At 59.1% G+C, this 16,954-nt stretch carries 15 protein-coding genes and 10 tRNA genes; 16 read left to right on the top strand and 9 right to left on the bottom strand.

All coding sequences use genetic code 11. The features are described 5' to 3' along the window. Positions 1-22 precede the first annotated feature (22 nt). The 10 genes from B5M06_RS16240 to B5M06_RS16195 all read left to right on the top strand — a co-directional run bounded on the left by B5M06_RS16240 (position 23) and on the right by B5M06_RS16195 (position 1,196). Positions 23-98 (top strand) — tRNA-Glu (locus tag B5M06_RS16240). Between the two features lie 61 nt (positions 99-159). Then, positions 160-236, top strand: a tRNA-Asp gene (locus B5M06_RS16235). Positions 237-326: 90 nt separating this feature from the next. Then, positions 327-402, top strand: a tRNA-Glu gene (locus B5M06_RS16230). A 61-nt stretch (positions 403-463) separates the two neighbouring features. Continuing rightward, positions 464-540 (top strand) — tRNA-Asp (locus tag B5M06_RS16225). Between the two features lie 5 nt (positions 541-545). Beyond that, positions 546-621: transfer RNA gene (locus B5M06_RS16220), tRNA-Ala, on the top strand. A gap of 40 nt (positions 622-661) precedes the next feature. Next, a tRNA-Glu gene (locus B5M06_RS16215) sits at positions 662-737 on the top strand. 61 nt (positions 738-798) lie between these two features. Further along, a tRNA-Asp gene (locus B5M06_RS16210) sits at positions 799-875 on the top strand. A 5-nt stretch (positions 876-880) separates the two neighbouring features. Continuing rightward, positions 881-956, top strand: a tRNA-Ala gene (locus B5M06_RS16205). A gap of 40 nt (positions 957-996) precedes the next feature. Next, positions 997-1,072, top strand: a tRNA-Glu gene (locus tag B5M06_RS16200). Positions 1,073-1,119: 47 nt separating this feature from the next. Further along, positions 1,120-1,196: transfer RNA gene (locus B5M06_RS16195), tRNA-Asp, on the top strand. A 105-nt stretch (positions 1,197-1,301) separates the two neighbouring features. Here B5M06_RS16195 and B5M06_RS16190 read toward each other — a convergent pair. After that, positions 1,302-2,060, bottom strand: a complete 759-nt coding sequence (locus B5M06_RS16190; protein ID WP_054067190.1) for a 3-hydroxyacyl-CoA dehydrogenase — start codon at positions 2,058-2,060, stop codon at positions 1,302-1,304. A 252-nt stretch (positions 2,061-2,312) separates the two neighbouring features. Beyond that, entirely contained in the window at positions 2,313-2,870 is a 558-nt protein-coding gene (locus tag B5M06_RS16185) for a phasin family protein (RefSeq protein ID WP_054067191.1), read from the bottom strand. A gap of 263 nt (positions 2,871-3,133) precedes the next feature. On the opposite strand from B5M06_RS16185, the gene B5M06_RS16180 reads away from it, so the two are divergent. Continuing rightward, the gene (locus B5M06_RS16180; RefSeq protein WP_054067192.1) at positions 3,134-3,592 is read left to right on the top strand and encodes an acyl-CoA thioesterase; all 459 of its coding nucleotides are present in this window, start codon (positions 3,134-3,136) and stop codon (positions 3,590-3,592) included. Between the two features lie 25 nt (positions 3,593-3,617). Here the strand turns inward: B5M06_RS16180 and B5M06_RS16175 are convergent, their stop codons facing one another. The 3 genes from B5M06_RS16175 to B5M06_RS16165 all read right to left on the bottom strand — a co-directional run bounded on the left by B5M06_RS16175 (position 3,618) and on the right by B5M06_RS16165 (position 7,317). Then, positions 3,618-4,925, bottom strand: coding sequence for an NAD(P)/FAD-dependent oxidoreductase (locus B5M06_RS16175; protein ID WP_054067193.1), 1,308 nt, complete (start codon positions 4,923-4,925; stop codon positions 3,618-3,620). 266 nt (positions 4,926-5,191) lie between these two features. Then, positions 5,192-6,607: a sensor histidine kinase gene (locus B5M06_RS16170; protein WP_054067194.1), complete on the bottom strand. Its 1,416-nt coding sequence runs from the start codon at positions 6,605-6,607 to the stop codon at positions 5,192-5,194. After that, entirely contained in the window at positions 6,604-7,317 is a 714-nt protein-coding gene (locus B5M06_RS16165; protein ID WP_054067195.1) for a response regulator transcription factor, read from the bottom strand. Before B5M06_RS16165 ends, B5M06_RS16170 begins: the two co-directional genes overlap by 4 nt. Positions 7,318-7,459: 142 nt before the next feature. Here B5M06_RS16165 and B5M06_RS16160 point away from each other — a divergent pair, with 142 nt between their 5' ends. From B5M06_RS16160 to B5M06_RS16150, 3 genes are all read left to right on the top strand, one after another. Then, complete coding sequence (locus B5M06_RS16160) at positions 7,460-8,419, top strand: Bug family tripartite tricarboxylate transporter substrate binding protein (protein WP_054067196.1); 960 nt, start codon at positions 7,460-7,462, stop codon at positions 8,417-8,419. A gap of 131 nt (positions 8,420-8,550) precedes the next feature. Further along, a complete protein-coding gene (locus tag B5M06_RS16155) occupies positions 8,551-9,099 on the top strand; it encodes a tripartite tricarboxylate transporter TctB family protein (RefSeq protein ID WP_054067290.1) in 549 nt (182 codons plus the stop codon). After that, positions 9,099-10,619, top strand: coding sequence for a tripartite tricarboxylate transporter permease (locus B5M06_RS16150; RefSeq protein ID WP_054067197.1), 1,521 nt, complete (start codon positions 9,099-9,101; stop codon positions 10,617-10,619). The genes B5M06_RS16155 and B5M06_RS16150 overlap by 1 nt, the downstream gene beginning before the upstream one ends. A 63-nt stretch (positions 10,620-10,682) precedes the next feature. On the opposite strand, the gene B5M06_RS16145 is transcribed toward B5M06_RS16150, so the two are convergent. Both B5M06_RS16145 and nth read right to left on the bottom strand, forming a co-directional pair. After that, positions 10,683-12,200 (bottom strand): SLC13 family permease, encoded by a 1,518-nt coding sequence (locus B5M06_RS16145; protein WP_054067198.1) that lies wholly within the window; start codon positions 12,198-12,200, stop codon positions 10,683-10,685. Between the two features lie 239 nt (positions 12,201-12,439). After that, on the bottom strand, positions 12,440-13,090 hold the full coding sequence (gene nth / locus B5M06_RS16140) for an endonuclease III (protein ID WP_054067199.1): 651 nt from the start codon (positions 13,088-13,090) through the stop codon (positions 12,440-12,442). A 181-nt stretch (positions 13,091-13,271) separates the two neighbouring features. On the opposite strand from nth, the gene B5M06_RS16135 reads away from it, so the two are divergent. Continuing rightward, on the top strand, positions 13,272-14,969 hold the full coding sequence (locus B5M06_RS16135) for a long-chain fatty acid--CoA ligase (RefSeq protein ID WP_054067200.1): 1,698 nt from the start codon (positions 13,272-13,274) through the stop codon (positions 14,967-14,969). Positions 14,970-15,133: 164 nt separating this feature from the next. Further along, positions 15,134-15,571, top strand: coding sequence for a universal stress protein (locus tag B5M06_RS16130; RefSeq protein WP_054067201.1), 438 nt, complete (start codon positions 15,134-15,136; stop codon positions 15,569-15,571). Between the two features lie 47 nt (positions 15,572-15,618). Here the strand turns inward: B5M06_RS16130 and B5M06_RS16125 are convergent, their stop codons facing one another. Both B5M06_RS16125 and B5M06_RS16120 read right to left on the bottom strand, forming a co-directional pair. Then, positions 15,619-16,212, bottom strand: a complete 594-nt coding sequence (locus B5M06_RS16125) for an energy-coupling factor transporter transmembrane component T family protein (protein ID WP_054067202.1) — start codon at positions 16,210-16,212, stop codon at positions 15,619-15,621. Positions 16,213-16,214: 2 nt separating this feature from the next. After that, positions 16,215-16,949, bottom strand: a complete 735-nt coding sequence (locus tag B5M06_RS16120; RefSeq protein ID WP_054067203.1) for an energy-coupling factor ABC transporter ATP-binding protein — start codon at positions 16,947-16,949, stop codon at positions 16,215-16,217. Positions 16,950-16,954 lie beyond the last annotated feature (5 nt).

Here is a 16,954-nt window from a genome sequence, read left to right as displayed (position 1 = left end):
GAAAGCAAAGATTCTAGGTTATGACCCTATCGTCTAGAGGCCTAGGACACCACCCTTTCACGGTGGGTACCGGGGTTCGAATCCCCGTAGGGTCGCCAAGTTTGAAACGCTTGGTTTTGCTGCTAAAATAATAGCAACGAAACACAAAGTTTTCTGCCAGGAGTGGTAGTTCAGTTGGTTAGAATACCGGCCTGTCACGCCGGGGGTCGCGGGTTCGAGTCCCGTCCACTCCGCCAGTTAGTTTGTTTAGTCGGTTCGATTAAATAAGCGCCTTGAAAGTAAAGGGCGCTTTTTTAATCGGTGCGAAAGCAAAGATTCTAGGTTATGACCCTATCGTCTAGAGGCCTAGGACACCACCCTTTCACGGTGGGTACCGGGGTTCGAATCCCCGTAGGGTCGCCAAGTTTGAAACGCTTGGTTTTGCTGCTAAAATAATAGCAACGAAACACAAAGTTTTCTGCCAGGAGTGGTAGTTCAGTTGGTTAGAATACCGGCCTGTCACGCCGGGGGTCGCGGGTTCGAGTCCCGTCCACTCCGCCAGTTTTGGGGGTATAGCTCAGTTGGGAGAGCGCTTGCATGGCATGCAAGAGGTCATCGGTTCGATCCCGTTTACCTCCACCAGAATTTAACGGTCAGCAGTAATGCTGAAAGTTCTAGGAATGACCCTATCGTCTAGAGGCCTAGGACACCACCCTTTCACGGTGGGTACCGGGGTTCGAATCCCCGTAGGGTCGCCAAGTTTGAAACGCTTGGTTTTGCTGCTAAAATAATAGCAACAAAACACAAAGTTTTCTGCCAGGAGTGGTAGTTCAGTTGGTTAGAATACCGGCCTGTCACGCCGGGGGTCGCGGGTTCGAGTCCCGTCCACTCCGCCAGTTTTGGGGGTATAGCTCAGTTGGGAGAGCGCTTGCATGGCATGCAAGAGGTCATCGGTTCGATCCCGTTTACCTCCACCAGAATTTAACGGTCAGCAGTAATGCTGAAAGTTCTAGGATTGACCCTATCGTCTAGAGGCCTAGGACACCACCCTTTCACGGTGGGTACCGGGGTTCGAATCCCCGTAGGGTCGCCAAGTTTGAAGCGCTTGTGCTTGAGAAAAGCTAGCAATGCTTCCTGCCAGGAGTGGTAGTTCAGTTGGTTAGAATACCGGCCTGTCACGCCGGGGGTCGCGGGTTCGAGTCCCGTCCACTCCGCCAGAAACACAAAGCCGTACTAATAATAATTAGTACGGCTTTTTTGTTTTTGCTTTTATAAAAAATGCCTCCAGCAGGAGGCATTGTTGCAATGCATGTTCATGTGCTTTATTTGGGGGCCAGGCGAATGGCACCGTCGAGGCGAATCACTTCGCCGTTGAGCATGTCATTTTCAATGATGTGCTTGACCAGCTTGGCATAGTCTTCGGGCGTACCCAGGCGGCTGGGGAAGGGAACACCTGCAGCCAGCGCATCCTGTACTTCCTGCGGCATGCCAAATAGCATGGGTGTCCCAAATATGCCGGGGGCGATCGTCATGTTGCGAATGCCGTTGCGTGCAAGATCACGCGCGATCGGCAATGTCATACCTACCACACCTCCTTTGGAAGCCGCATAGGCTGCCTGGCCTATTTGTCCGTCATAAGCCGCAATGCTGGCTGTGGAGATGATGACGCCGCGTTCACCAGTGGATTCAGGCGTGTTCTTGCTCATCGCCTCGGCTGCCAGGCGAATCATATTGAAGCTGCCGATCAGGTTGACCTGAATCACTTTCTGATATAGCGCCAGGCTGTGAGCCCCGCTTTTGCCTACGGTTTTTTCAGCGGGCGCAATGCCGGCGCAATTGACCAGGCCTGCAAGCATGCCTGCACGAGTCGCTTGCTGGACGACGGCCTGGCCATCGGCCTCACTGCTGACATCACATGGCACGAATATGCCGCCAATGGTATTGGCTACGGCCAGGCCTTTTTCCTGCTGCATGTCTGCAATGATGACCTTGGCACCATGGGCTGCCAGCATGCGTGCCGTGCCTTCTCCCAGGCCTGATGCACCACCGGTGACGATAAATACCTTGCCCTGTATTTCCATGCTTTATGCTCCTTGGAATCTCTTTGACGTAAACGTCAATTATGAAAGGGCGGCCAAGTAAAGACCAGTCAGTGCAGCTATGTAGGGACGAAAAAAAACCCGGTTTGTGAAAACCGGGTTTAAAGGGATCCAAGAAACGGGGGTTTCAAGAGGATCCAAGGAGACAACTGGTAACCAGTGAACTGGTTGATGCTTCGAATTATAGGGTAAACCCTAGAAATTGTCCAATGGTTATCGAAGCATCAGGAAATATCAGGCTTTGGCCTTGCTGGAAGAGGCTGCAGGTGCTGCTGTGGTGGTTGCTGTTGCGGCGACGGCCTTCAGGTTAGCGTCCACCAGGTCAGAAGCTTGCTTTACCGCTTTTTGTACGCTTTCAAAAGCATTGTTGGCAGCAGAGACTGCGCTCTTCATCATGGCTACAGCGGTTTCCGAGCCGGCTGGAGCGTTCTTTGCAGTGGAGTCCACCAGATTGTTGAAGCTCTGCTGAAATTCGCTGGCTTTGCTTTCCAGCGCCTTGCTGACTTCGGCAGAAGTGCTGGTAGCGATGTTGTACAGGTGACGGTTGTAAGCCGCCGTTTTTTCAGCCAGAGGCTGGAACAGGCTGGTTTGCAGAGTGACCAGCTCCTGAATGTCCTTGGCATTCAACAGAGCCTGGCTGTGGCTGGCAGCTTCAGACAGCGCTGCACGTGTAGCAGCCATGTTCAGTTCCACAATCTTCTCCACGCCTTCAAAAGCCTTGTTGGTCAGGCCAAACAGGGTTTCGAGATTTGCCTTGTGTGCAGCAGCAATTTGTTCAGGTGTCAGTGCCATGGTCGTGTACTCCGTTGAATGGGGGACAGGTGAGCAGCTGCATCTTTCAAATTCATGTTGCAATGCAGCATGCAGAGGATTTTTGAGCAAAGCAGTGATTGCTGCAAGCAGTTTTTGCTGCGCTGCAACAAAAAACAGTATCAATGGTGAAAAAGGTCGCTAATTGCGTGTGTTTGCGACAGATGCGGTGTGAAAGTGTCGCATCAGGGCGACGATGTCGCTCGGGTACACGTTGATGCATTGCGCCTGCAGAGAATGCAGGCATGACATCAGACACTTCATCTACCAGCAGGGCTGCTCCTCAGTCACGGAGTGCGTATCGTGTGTTCCGCAGTATTCCTACCCGCTGGGCAGACAACGATATCTATGGACATGTGAACAATGTCGTCTACTACAGCTGGTTTGATACGGCAGTCAATGCGTTTCTGATTGAAGCTGGGGCGCTGGATATTCACGCAGGTGAAACCATTGGCCTGGTGGTGGAGACGCAGTGCAACTACTTTGCCCCCCTGGCATTTCCTCAGATGGTTGAAGCAGGCCTTCGCGTAGCCCGCCTGGGCAGCAGCAGTGTCCGGTATGAAATCGGACTGTTTGCGCAGGGGGAAGCTCAGACGGCGGCGGCCGGGCACTTTGTGCACGTCTATGTGCACCGGGAAACACGCCGTCCCTGTGCATTGCCTGCTGCGTTGCGACAGACGCTGGAACCGCTGGTGGTCTCGTAGTCAGTTCCTCCAGCGCGCGGTGTTATTAATCTAAACGGATAGTGGGGCGCAGGCGTGAATTCATCATGTCCACCAGCCACAGCAGTCCCCCGCGCCAGAAGCCGTAAAGGCGTGCCTGGTGAGAGCGATACAGCCAGATGTGGCTGAGCATGGCCAGCCGTCCGCGAATCAGCCCACCGTTGAACAGGCCAAACTTGCCCAGAGAGCCGTAGGCGTCATAGTGGGCCAGCGATACCAGCGCGCCGAAGTCGCGATAGGCAAAGCCTGTGCCGTTGTAGGCATGGGGGCAGGCCAGCATCTTGGGAAACAGCTCGATCAGATAGCGTGCCTGCTGGTGGGCAACCTGAGCAGTAGGAGGCAGTGGCTGCGTTTCTCCGGGAAGGGTGTAGCTGGCGCAGTCACCGACGGCATAGATATCAGGGTCTGCAGTCTGCAGATCATCATTGACGATCAGCTGATTACCGCGGGTGGTGGGCAGGCCAAGGGTAGACAGAAAGTCGGGTGCCTTGACGCCTGCGGCCCAGACGCTCAGTCCCGCAGGAATTTGTTCGTCACCGTCCAGTACCAGTGAAGCAGCATGTGCGGCCTGTACCTTTCGATTAGTCAGCACACGCACTCCCAGTTTCTCCAGCCGGGTTTGTGTGGCAATGGAAATTTCTTCGGGGAAGCTGGGCAGGATGCGTGGACCAGCCTCGATCAGCACGATCTGGAACTTGGCTGCCTTGCCCAGCGCGCCGTAGGCTTCCGCGCTCTCAGACAGCTGCACCAACTCTGCTGCCAGCTCTACGCCGGTCGCACCTGCGCCGACGATGGCGACCTGCAGCGTTTCCCCTTCGGTCATGCAGCGCAGCATGCGCAGGCGGATTTCGCGATTGAACTCATCGGCCTTGCGGCGTGAATCGATCATGTAGCAGTGCTGCAGCACACCGGGTGTGCCAAAGTCGTTGGCACCGCTCCCCACTGCAATCACCAGCTTGTCGTAGGCAAGGCGGCGAGTGGGCACTACCTCGCGGCCATCTTCAGCGACGATGGGGTCGAGAATGATCTCCTTGCGTTCACGATCCAGGCCTGACATGGCTCCAGGCTGGTAGGCAAAGTGGGCATCCGTAGCCTGGGCGAGGTAGGTGGTCTGCTGCTGGGCCAGGTCGCGGGTGCCTGCGGCAATGGTGTGCAGCATGGGCTTCCAGACATGGGCGGAGTCCGCGTCGACCAGGGTGACGGAGCCAATGTGCGCATCCTTGAGTTTGCCCAGTGCCGAGGCGATTTCCAGCCCTGCTACACCACCACCTACGACCACGATGCGCGCTGGCGCTTTCTGCTTTTCCAAGCCCATGTTCAATTCCTTGCCTGCAATTGGTTATCTATGCTTTTTTGTATGGGTGCTATGCACTGCAGGACGGAATTCTGACTACTTTTTTTGTAGCTTGAAGCGCTTGTAATTATTGGCTTATCTTGGGATTTATGTCTGATAAAAGAGTGCTTCGGAATAGATAGCTGAGCACAAAGCGTTGGCGCACGTCCTGATCCCGTACAACACCACAGAACAACAATGGCACGTTCAAGCCATGGCTGCCTGTAAGGTTTTTCAGATGTTGAGGCTCAGACCATGTCTGGGCTGGCCTGTGGCAGGCAGGCCAGGACTTCCAGTCCAGCAGCGCTTCGGTTGCGCAACTCCAGCGTGCCGCCAAGGGCATGCACGATGTCGTGGCACAGTGCCAGGCCCAGGCCGAATCCCTGGTGTTCGCCATGGCTGACGAATGGCTGGTACAGGTGCTCCTGCAGCGCTTTGCTCAATCCAGGTCCTTCATCAGCGATATACAGCTGTGCCTGCTGCTGTGCATTCAGTGATAGCTTGATGAGCAGGCTGCTGTGCGCTGGCGCATGGCGTACAGCGTTGTGCAGCAGATTGCGCACCAGCTCGCGCAGCATCCAGGCATGGGCCTGGACCATGACGAGGGTATCAGCTTCCAGCACAAAGTCCAGGTCTTTGTCTGCAATCAGAGGTGCGAGGTCAAGGCTGACCTCTCGCACTACCGCATCCCAGGCCAGGCATTCACGGGGCTGCTCACGCAGCTGCTCGACTTTGGCCAGTGCCAGCATCTGGTTGGCCAATTCTGTAGCACGGTCTACCGTACCTTCGATTTCTTCCAGTGCCAGCATGGGGGGTACATCACCACGTCGGGCGGATTGGACCTGTACCTTGAGCACGGCCAGTGGTGTGCGCAACTGGTGCGAGGCATCGCGCACAAAGCGCTTCTGGTCGTGCAGCAGGCCACGCAGGCGCTCCATGATGCGGTTGGTGCCATCAAGCAGAGGCCGCAGCTCGCGTGGAACCGTATGCAAGGGGACTGGGCGCAGATCGCCCTGTGGGCGCTGGCCCATGGCTTCTCCGACCACGCGGACCGAGCGGGTGACGCGGTGCACAACCAGCAGCACCGTCAGCGTGACCAAGATCAGCAGTACAGCGTGTTGCCACAGGGTCTGGCCCAGCAGCTCCAGCGCCAGGTTTTCGCGCAGCTGCAGAGTTTCTGCTACCTGAATGATGGCCATGCTGCGTCCGGTTGCGCTGGCAACAGGCTGCAGCAGCACGGCCATGCGCACTGGGCGGTCGCGGTACTCGCTGTCATAAAAATCCACCAGTGCGGCGTAAGGCGGCTGCTGTGGAAGCTGGCCTTGCCACAGGGGAAGATCGGGAAAGCCCGACACCATCTCACCACTGAGGGTGGAGACGCGATAGAACATACGGGTCTGGGTGTCGGCTTCGAAGGCTTCCAGCGCTGAGTAGGGTACGGTGGCGCTGATGGTGGCATGTGCTTCGTAGCCCTGCACATCCAGCTGCTCGCCAATGGTCTTGGCTGAAGCCAGCAGGGTGCGGTCATAGGCGGTGTGCAGAGCACCCAGCGCTTCGTGGTAGACCACCCAGGTGTTCCAGCTGATGCAGAGCAATATGGGCAGCAAAATCCCTGCCAGCAGGCGGGTACGCAGCGACCAGGCGGGCAAGCTTGGGGAGTTCATGGCTGGGGCGCAGAGGTAGACCGCGAGGTTGACAGACGCAGCAGATAGCCCAGACCGCGAAGTGTGACCAGATCCACCCCGGTACCCGCCAGTTTCTTGCGCAGGCGGTAGACCACGACTTCAATGGCCTCGTATTGCACATCCTGTGCGCCCGGAAAGACCTGGGCATACAGGCGCTCCTTGGCAATAGCCTGACCGGGCTTGCCCAGCAGTGCCTGCATAAGGGCACGTTCACGAGGGGTGAAGTCCATGGGTGCGCCCAGGTGGTAGATGGCACCGTCATGCAGGTCCAGCCGCAGATTGCCAAATACGGTCACAGGACCATCTGCCGCAGGTGTAGCTGTGGCTGCTGCCGTGCGGCGTACCAGAGCATGCAGCCGTGCTTCCAGCTCATCCAGGTCAAAGGGCTTGGACAGATAGTCATCGGCGCCCGTGTTCAGCCCTAGCACGCGGTCACCCACGGTGCCTCGGGCCGTAAGAATCATCACCGGCGTGCGGCACTGCTGCGCGCGCATGGCCGCCAGAATTTGTAGCCCATCCTGACCAGGCAGGCTCAGGTCCAGCACGACCACATCTGGCTGGAGCTCCTGCCAGCGCGCAGGGGCCTGATGACCATCGGCACATGTGCTTACCTGCATGCCGCGGCGCGTCAGGGCGCGCTGCAGGCTGGTGCGCATGGCGCTGTCGTCTTCTACCAAAAGAATATGCATGTGGTGCACGTTAGCACTGCAGCGCTGTATCTGAGCTGCATCACCCCTTCGGGTTTGCACTGAGCAAACAAGACAGCCGTTTGACAGCGTTCACAGCCATCATGGGCAGTGCAAATGCAAGCTACAACAAGGAGACACATCCATGCGTCGCGATACCTTTCTGAAGAGCATGGCAGCGCTGGCTGCCGCTGGACTGCTTTCACAGGCACAGGCACAGGCTGTTGCCATGAAGATGATGCTGCCCGCTAACCCCGGTGGCGGCTGGGACACGACGGGGCGAGCGCTTGGCAAGGCGCTGCAGGATGCCGGTGTAGCCTCTACGGTGACCTATGAGAACAAGGGGGGTGCGGCTGGTGCCATTGGTCTGGCGCAGTTCGTCAACGGCAGCAAGGGGGATCCCAACGCCTTGATGGTCATGGGGGCGGTGATGCTGGGTGGCATCATCACGGGCAAGCCGCCTGTATCGCTGCAGCAGGCTACGCCGCTGGCACGTATCACCAGCGAATACAACGTGTTCGTGCTGCCAGCCAACTCACCCTTCAAGACCATGGACGAGGTAGTTGCACAGCTCAAGAAAGACCCGGGCAGCGTCAAGTGGGGCGGCGGCTCGCGTGGCTCGACCGAGCACATTGCCGCCTGCATGATTGCCAAGGCCGTGGGGGTAGATCCGGCCAAGATCAATTACGTGGCTTTCCGTGGGGGCGGCGAGGCCATTTCCGCCATTCTGGGTGGCAACGTCACCGTGGGTGGCAGTGGCTACAGCGAATTTGCGGAGTACATTGCCACAGGCAAGATGAAGCCGATTGGCGTGACCTCTGCCGAACGCCTGCCAGGCATCGACATTCCCACGCTCAAGGAGCAGGGCATTGATGTGGAAATCGGTAACTGGCGCGGCGTTTATGGTGCCCCCGGCATCACCCGTGAACAGCGTGATGCTCTGATCACCAAGCTCGAAAAAGCCGTGCAGAGCGCTTCCTGGCAGGAGTCGATCAAGAAGAACGAGTGGACACCAGCATGGCTGGCTGGTGATGCTTTTGCCAGCTTTGTGGACCAGGAGTTCAAGAATCTGCGCGAAATCATGACCAGCGCAGGCATGGTGTAAGGCGGTAGGCAAGCCCCTGTTCGGAGGCAGGACGGGGCTGTTCCCCCTTTTTAATTACTCTGTTCTTGATAGCTGCTAGCGCTTTCTGGATAAGCGCTAGGGGCACTTTTTGCTCAAAAAAGGAAATGCTGATGCAAGAAGCATGGAATACGCCATCACCGCAGTGGGAAAGTGCCATTCCTGCTGCCCGGTGGCAGGCCGCAGTTGGTGGCCTGGTATTACTGGTAGCCATTGGTATGGGTATAGGAGCCAGCATGATTGAAGGCGATGCAGGCTATGGCGGTGTGGGCCCCAATTTTCTGCCCTGGCTGTGTGCAGTGGCGCTGGGCATGTGCGGCATCTGGTTGATGGGGGAGGCATGGACGGGTGGTTTCCGCCATGCTGCAGAGCCCGGCGGCAGCGCACGCGCTGATCTCGGTCCATTTGTCTGGGTGTCGGCCGGGCTGCTGATCAATGCGGGTCTGATTGAGCACCTGGGCTTTATTTTGAGCTGTGCGCTGTGTTACCTGCTGGCTGTGCAGGGGCTGCGCCGAGCGCAAGGACAGCAGCATGTGCTCAGTACTCGCATGCTGGTCAAGGATGTGCTCACGGGCTTGGTGATTGCCGCTCCCGTGTACTGGACCTTTACGCAATTGCTGGCCATTAACCTGCCAGGGCTCACAAATACGGGGTGGCTGTGATGGACTTGTTTGATGCATTGCTGCAAGGCTTTGCCACGGCGGCCACGCCCATGAATCTGCTGTGGGCCTTGCTCGGCTGTGCGCTGGGCACGGCCGTGGGGGTCTTGCCGGGCATAGGCCCTGCGGTGGCGGTGGCCATGCTGCTGCCGATCACCGCCAAGGTGGAAATCACGGCATCCATGATTTTCTTTGCCGGTATTTATTACGGCGCCATGTATGGCGGATCGACCACCTCCATTCTGCTGAACACGCCGGGGGAGACGGCCAGCATGGTCACGGCCATGGAAGGCAACAAGATGGCCAAGAGTGGTCGTGCCGGTGCGGCACTGGCAACGGCTGCCATCGGCTCCTTTGTGGCAGGCACGATTGCGACGGTGGTGGTGACGCTTTTTGCACCCGGGGTGGCTGAGTTTGCCGTGCGGCTGGGGCCGCCAGAGTATTTCATGCTCATGGTGCTGGCCTTTACCACCGTGTCCGCGGTGCTGGGGCAGAGCATGGTGCGCGGCATTACATCATTGTTTCTGGGGCTGGCCATGGGCTGCGTGGGCATGGACCAGATCTCTGGTGCTGCGCGCTACACCGGCGGCAAGATGGAACTGCTCGACGGCATCGATATCGTGCTGGTGGCCGTAGGCCTGTTTGCCGTGGCCGAAGTGCTGTATTACGCCCTGTATGAAGGCAAGGTCAAGGAAAGCCAGAACGCCATCAGCCGCGTGCACATGAATCGTCGTGACTGGAAGCGTTCCTGGCCTGCATGGATTCGTGGCACGGTCATTGGCGCTCCCTTTGGCTGCATTCCTGCGGGGGGCACGGAAATCCCGACCTTTTTGAGCTATGCGACGGAGAAAAAGCTGGCCAAGGGCGAGGACAAGGCCGAGTTTGGCACCAAGGGCGCCATTGAAGGCGTGGCAGGCCCGGAGGCCGCCAACAACGCCACGGTGACAGCAGCCTTGATTCCGCTGCTGACGCTGGGCATTCCCACCAGCAACACCACGGCCGTATTGCTGGGCGCGTTTCAGAACTATGGCATCAACCCTGGCCCGCAGCTGTTTGACAGTGCGCAGGTGCTGGTATGGGCGCTGATTGCATCGCTGTATATCGGCAATGTGATGCTGCTGGTGTTGAACCTGCCGATGGTGGGCATGTGGGTCAAACTGCTGCGCGTGCCCAAGCCGCAGCTGTATGCAGGCATTCTGATTTTTGCCACGGTGGGGGCTTACGGCATGCGCCAGAGCACGTTTGACCTGTTCCTGCTGTTTGGCATGGGGCTGCTGGGTGTGCTGATGCGGCGTTTTGACTTTCCCACGGCCCCCGTGGTGGTTGGCATGATTCTGGGGCCGCTGGCCGAGGCGCAAATGCGCAATGCGGTGGCGATTGGAGAGGGTAGCTTCAGCATTTTTGTGCAGCGTCCCATGTCGCTGACGCTGGTCATCATTGTGCTGCTGGTACTCATTGTGCCGCGCCTGTTGCAGTACTGGGCGGCCCGGCGGGCTGCGTGCCAGGTTCCTGTGGCTACATGATGTGAAGCCACCAAGCAAAACGGCCCTGCAGATGCAGGGCCGTTTTTTATCGCAGCGAGGCGATTATTTGAGGGTCATGTAACCCATCATGGGCCAGTAGGTCAGGGCAAAGATTACCAGCAGCACCGTGGCCGCAATGGTGATGACAAAACCGGTTTTCACGTACTGCTTGATGGTGAAGGTGTCCGTGCCGTAAGCCAGCATGCCCTGGGGTGAGTTCACGGGCAGGATAAACCCGAAGCTCACCACAAACTGCAGCAGCATGGTGATGCCGATGGCGTTAATGCCGGGGGTCTCCACGACCTGCAGCACGCTGATCACGATAGGGATCATGGTCGAGGCCAGCGCCGTGGCGCTGGCAAAGCCCAGGTGAATCACGATCAGGAACATCGACAGCAGCATCAGGATGGCAAAGGCCGAGGCGTTGACCAGGCCCAGGTTTTCCACAATCTGCTTGGCCAGCCAGGGCGCAGCCTGCGTTTTCAGCAGGGCAGAGCCCATGGCGATACCGACGGCAAACAGCACCACAGTGCCCCATGGGAAGCCCTTTTGCGATTCCTTCCAGCTCATGATGCCAATGCGGGGCATGAGCATCAGGGTTACGGCCACGATGGTCGAAGAAGTGGTGTCCACCTTGTGCAGCACGCCTTCCGTTGCCCAGAAGCCCAGCAGCACCAGGGTGATGACCAGCAGCTTCCACTGGTTGGCCGTCATCTTGCCCAGCGCCTGCAGTTGCTGGCGCACGGCTTCGCGGCCACCTGCGATGTGGTCCATCTCGGGCTTGAGCATGCGCGTCATGATGAAGTACAGCAGCACGGTCAGGCAGGCCGAGAAAGGCGCGCCTGCGACAAACCATTCACCCCAGGTGATGGTTTCGCCAAACTGACGCTCGATAAAGCCAATCGCCACCATGTTCTGAGCGGCTGCGGTCTTGATGCCCACGTTCCAGACACTGGCGGTCTGGGCTGCGGTAATCACCACCAGTGCGGCGAACTTGCTGCGGCGGTCTGCACCAAATGCGGTCAGAAAGCCCAGCATGATGGGCATCAGACAGGCCACACGGGCAGTGGCGCTGGGCACGATAAAGGACAGCAAAAAGCCGACCAAAATGGCACCCATGACCACGTGGTTGGCGCGTGCAGGCACATAGGACAGCACCTGCAGCGCAATGCGCTGGTCCAGGCGCGTCGCCGTCATGGCTGCCGCAATAAAGCAGGCGGCTGCCACCAGCACGACAGCGCTGTTGCTAAAACCGCCCAGGGCATAGGGCAGGGCGGCTTTGGTGCCCATCATCACTGCATCTGCACCTTCCTTGCCGGGCACGGGGCTGATGGCCAGCAGGCCGATCATGAGCGAGCCGATGAGCAAGGCGGAGACGGAATAATCCAGCGCCTCCGTCATCCAGACAATCACGGCAAAGGCCAGAATGCCCAGCATCATCTGGCCTGCCTGGGGCAGGCCGGCGATGGGCGGCATGAAAACGATGCTCAGCAGGACGATAAAGGCCGCCACCAGGCCAATTTTCGGCATGAGTTTGGCTGGAGCCGGTGTGGCTTGAGGTGCAGTGGATGCACTTTGCATGAAGCTTCCCTTGTTGTTGATATGCGGTTCTGTGAACGCAATGTAGAGCCCCTAGGGTTTCTACTTATTGATGTGCGTCAAGCCTTGTCCCAGGTCAATTCTGACGGGCACAGAACCGGTTCTAACCGCAAGAGCGCGCAAGCATTTGTCAGCCATGTGCTGTGCAGCGCGTGATCATGTTTGCCGAAGCTGCTCTGCAAACTGCAGCGGCCAAAGGGTGGGGCGATCGGTGCCTGCTATCAGGATTTACGTGCTGGTGCTTCAGTCTTGGGTTTGAAGTCGCAGTAGGGGGACACCAGACATTCCCAGCACTTGGGCTTGCGTGCCTGGCAGACATAGCGGCCCAGCAGAATCAGCCAGTGGTGGGAGTTGACGGCGTATTCCGCAGGCACGCGCTTGAGCAGCTGCTTTTCCACTTCCAGCGGTGTTTTTCCGGGGGCCAGACCGGTGCGGTTGCTGACGCGGAAGATGTGCGTGTCCACCGCCATGGTCGGCTGACCAAAACCGACATTGAGCACCACATTGGCCGTCTTGCGGCCCACGCCGGGCAGGGTTTCCAGCGCTTCGCGCGTGCTGGGTACTTCACCGTTGAACTGCTCCACCAGAATGCGGCAGGTCTCCATCAGGTGCTTGGCCTTGCTGCGGTACAGGCCAATGGTCTTGATGTAGCTCTCCAGTCCTTCCAGCCCCAGGTCCAGAATGGCTTGCGGGGTGTTGGCAACAGGAAAGAGTTTGCGCGTGGCTTTGTTCACCCCCACGTCCGTGGCCTGGGCAGACAGCAGTACGGCTGTGAGCAGCTCAAAGTTGCTGCTGTACTCCAGTTCGGTGCGAGGCTCGGGGTTGGCTTCGCGCAAGGTGGCGAAGAAATGTTCGATATCGTTTTTTTTCATCGGGTCTGCAACGGGTGACGCAAGATGCTGCGATTCTCGCGCGAGTGGCGGTGTGCCGGGCGCTGCGGGGATAAGCCTGCTGGTCGCGCAGGTGACCTGTGATGGGGTGCTTCCCGAATGTGAAAGCACGGCAGAGCCGCTAGCGTGTACTGCACTCGCAATCCTTGATGGAGCTGACCGTATGCGTTTGCACGACCAACACTGGCCCCGCCGCGTTCCCCGCACTTTGACGGCACCTGCCACTTCCCTGTGGGACAACCTTGAAACCAGCGCGCGCCGCTATCCGGACAAGGTGGCGCTGCAGTTCTTTGGCCGCACGATCAGCTACCGTGAACTGGCCGATGGCGCTCAACGACTGGCAGCCTGTCTGCATGCTGCCGGTGTGCAGCGCGGCGATCGCGTCATCCTGTTCATGCAGAACCTGCCGCAGCTGGTGATGGCCCACTTTGCCATCCTGCGTGCCAATGCCGTGGTGGTACCCGTCAACCCGATGAACCGTGCGCAGGAGCTGCAGCACTACATCACCGATGCAGGCGTCAGGCTGGCCATGACTACGGCCGATCTGGCGCCTGAACTGGCACAGGCCAGTGCAGCGCTTCCACACGAACACAGACTGCAGCACATGGTAGTCAGTCAGGTTGGTGAATACCTGCCACCGGAGGCAGAGCGTGAACCTGTGCCCGAGGCCTGGCAGGCATGGCTGACCACGCAGCACCCGCTGCCCGCGCTGGAATGCGGTGAAGTGCTGAACTGGCAGCAGGCACTGGCCTGTACCCAGCCAGTGCCCTCTCTTGAGGTGGGGCCGCAGGACCTGAGTGTGCTGCCCTACACCAGCGGCACGACCGGCCTGCCCAAGGGTTGCATGCACACGCATGCCAGCATCATGTGCAATGCCATGGCTTCAGCGGTCTGGGGGCAGGCAACCAGTGAGAACGTGGCGCTGGCGGTCATTCCCATGTTTCACATCACAGGCATGGTGGCGATGATGCATGCCATGGTCTACGTGGGCGGCACCATGGTGCTGATGCCGCGCTGGGACCGTGAACTGGCCGGGCGCTGGATCTCCAAGTACCGCATCACCAACTGGACCAATATCCCGACCATGGTGATTGACCTGTTTGCCAGCCCGAACTTCAGGCAGTTTGATCTGAGCAGCCTGACCTACATCGGCGGCGGAGGCGCAGCCATGCCGCAGGCCGTGGCGCAGCGCCTGTACGATGAATTCCGGCTGCGTTATCAGGAAGGCTATGGCCTGACGGAGACGGCGGCCCCCTCGCACAACAATCCCCCCGAGAACCCGAAGCAGCAGTGCCTCGGCATTCCCTTTATTGGCACAGATTCCCGCATCATCGATCCGGATACGCTGCAGGAAGTGCCTGTGGGGGAGCAGGGCGAGATCGTGATCAGTGGGCCGCAGCTGTTTCAGGGCTACTGGCGCAATGAGGCGGCTACGCGTGCCGCCTTTATCGAGCTGGATGGCAAGCGCTTTTTCCGCACGGGGGATCTGGGGCGCATGGACGAGGACGGGTACTTCTTCATCACCGACCGGCTCAAGCGCATGATCAACGCCAGCGGCTTCAAGGTATGGCCTGCCGAGGTGGAATCCATGATGTTCCTCCACCCTGCCATTCAGGAAGCCTGTGTGATCGCCGCGCGCGATGCCTACCGTGGTGAGACGGTCAAGGCCGTGGTGGTGCTGCGTCCGCAGTACAGGGGGCAGGTGACCGAGGACGATATTACCTCCTGGTGCCGTGGGCACATGGCCGCCTACAAGGTGCCGCGTATGGTGTCTTTTGTCGATGCACTGCCCAAGAGTGGCAGTGGCAAGGTGATGTGGCGCGTGCTGCAGGAGGCAGAGCAGTCTTGCCCTACAGCTTGAACGTGTTAAGTTCGCAGCCAGGCTGCCGCCTCTCATCGCGCGTGAACGGATCCGTGCAAGAGGGGCATCAATTTGATGCGAATCAAGATTGCCCGGAGGTGACAGGCGCAGACTGTACCTATGGGTAGCGCACAATCTACCGTTGATTATCGAGAGGAGTTTTCATGTTCAAGCACATCCTGGTTCCCGTGGACGGTTCGGAAACATCGCTGCAAGCCGTGTCCAAGGCTGCTGAGCTGGCCAAGGTATTCAATAGCGAAGTCACAGCGGTGTACGTGCTCGACCCTTATCCCTTCACGGGCGTGGGTGCGGATTTCGCGTACGGTCAGGCGCAATACCTGAGCGCTGCAACAGCAGAAGCCAACAAGGCACTGGAAGACGTGACCGAGCGCATGAAGGACACGGGCGTGACCGTCAAGACCCTGGTGGGCGAAGGCCATGCCATCCACGAAGGCATTGTGCGCGTGGGTGAAAACGTGGGTGCGGACCTGATCGTCATGGGCTCGCACGGCCGCCGCGGTCTGGAAAAGCTGGTGCTGGGCAGCGTGGCACAGCGTGTGCTGCAGACTGCCAAGGTGCCTGTGTTGGTGGTGCGCGGCTAAGCGGCTTTAGCCATCCACAAGACAACGCTGCTTTCGGGCAGCGTTTTTTATTGCCCCAGGCGGGCGAACAAGGCATCGCCCACGCGTTTGGCGGTCTGCAGCATCTGGATGCTCAGTGGCGCCAGCAGCCGGAAACCACCGGGCTTGCCGGTGCGCAGGCGGTAGGCATCGTCCAGGCGCTTCCATTGCACAAAAAAGTGCTCGATAAAGCGGATCATCAGTGCCAGTTGCAGCGCAAAGCGCTGGGATGGAAAGCCCAGTCTGGCCAGCGGGGCCAGCAGTGCCTCCAGCAACTCCAGAATGCGGGAGGGGTGGGTCGTCACGGTCAAGGCCACACCCAGCGTAGAGGCACAGGCCAGGCGCAGGGCGCTGGTGGTGGCCAGTGCATAGTTGCCCATGAAGGCATGAAAGCCCGCAATCAGCAGCGCGGCGATCAGCACAGAAATGATCAGGCGGCGCGCAATGCGTGTGGCCTTGCCGAGACTGAGCCACAGCAGACCGCAGGCCACGGCGCAGCCCACCATGATGGCAGGTGACTGTAGCATGAACAGTGCGGTGCTGAGCACGGCCATCAGCACCAGCTTGAGCGCAGGGCTGACGCGATGCAGCCAGGTGAGGTGTTCGCTGTAAAGACTGCCCATGCCTAGCCCTGTTGCTGGAGGATGCGCTGGCGCACATCGGCTTCGTAGGCGGCGCAGACTTCGTGGCCTGCACCATCGGCACGCACCTGTCCCTGGTCCAGCCAGATCACACGGGCAAAGTCACGCACGTGGTCCAGCAGATGGGTGGAGACAATGACTTGCTGCTGAGCTTGCGCAATGTCGCGCGCCAGCTTGGCCTGACCGGGCAGGTCCAGGCTGGCATAGGGCTCATCGAGCAGCAGGCTGCGTGGTGCGGCCAGCAGCAGGGCCAGCCAGCACACATGCTGACGCTGGCCCTGACTGAGGCTGGTGACGGCGCGCTCGGCCCAGTCGGCCAAGCCCCGCTCCTGCAAAAAAGCCAGCGCCTGTGCCTTGGCTGCTTTTTTGTTCAGACCATGTGGCTGCAGGCCCAGGGCCAGTTCTTCGACCACGGTGGGGAAGATGATCTGGTCGTCCGGGTTCTGGAACATCATGCCCACCCAGCGTGCGCGCTGCGCACCTGCGGCATGCAGGTCCTGCCCCTGGCTCAAAACCTGGCCCTGGTCTGGCACTTCCAGCCCGCACAGCAGGCGCAGCAGACTGGTTTTGCCCACGCCGTTGTCCCCGATCAGACCGATGCGTGGCTCATGCAGCTGCAGGCTCAGGCTGGAAAAAACGGTGGTGCGACCACGCTGCAGGCGCACCTGGCGCAGTTCCAGCGCGGGCTCGGATGAAGAAGGGACAGAAGAAACATTCATGCAGA

It is taken from the genome of Comamonas kerstersii (assembly GCF_002056725.1).
In the GTDB taxonomy this organism is placed as follows: domain Bacteria; phylum Pseudomonadota; class Gammaproteobacteria; order Burkholderiales; family Burkholderiaceae_C; genus Comamonas; species Comamonas kerstersii.
The sequence above is the reverse complement of the archived record's forward strand: the minus strand, read 5'-3'. Positions and strand labels throughout refer to the sequence as shown.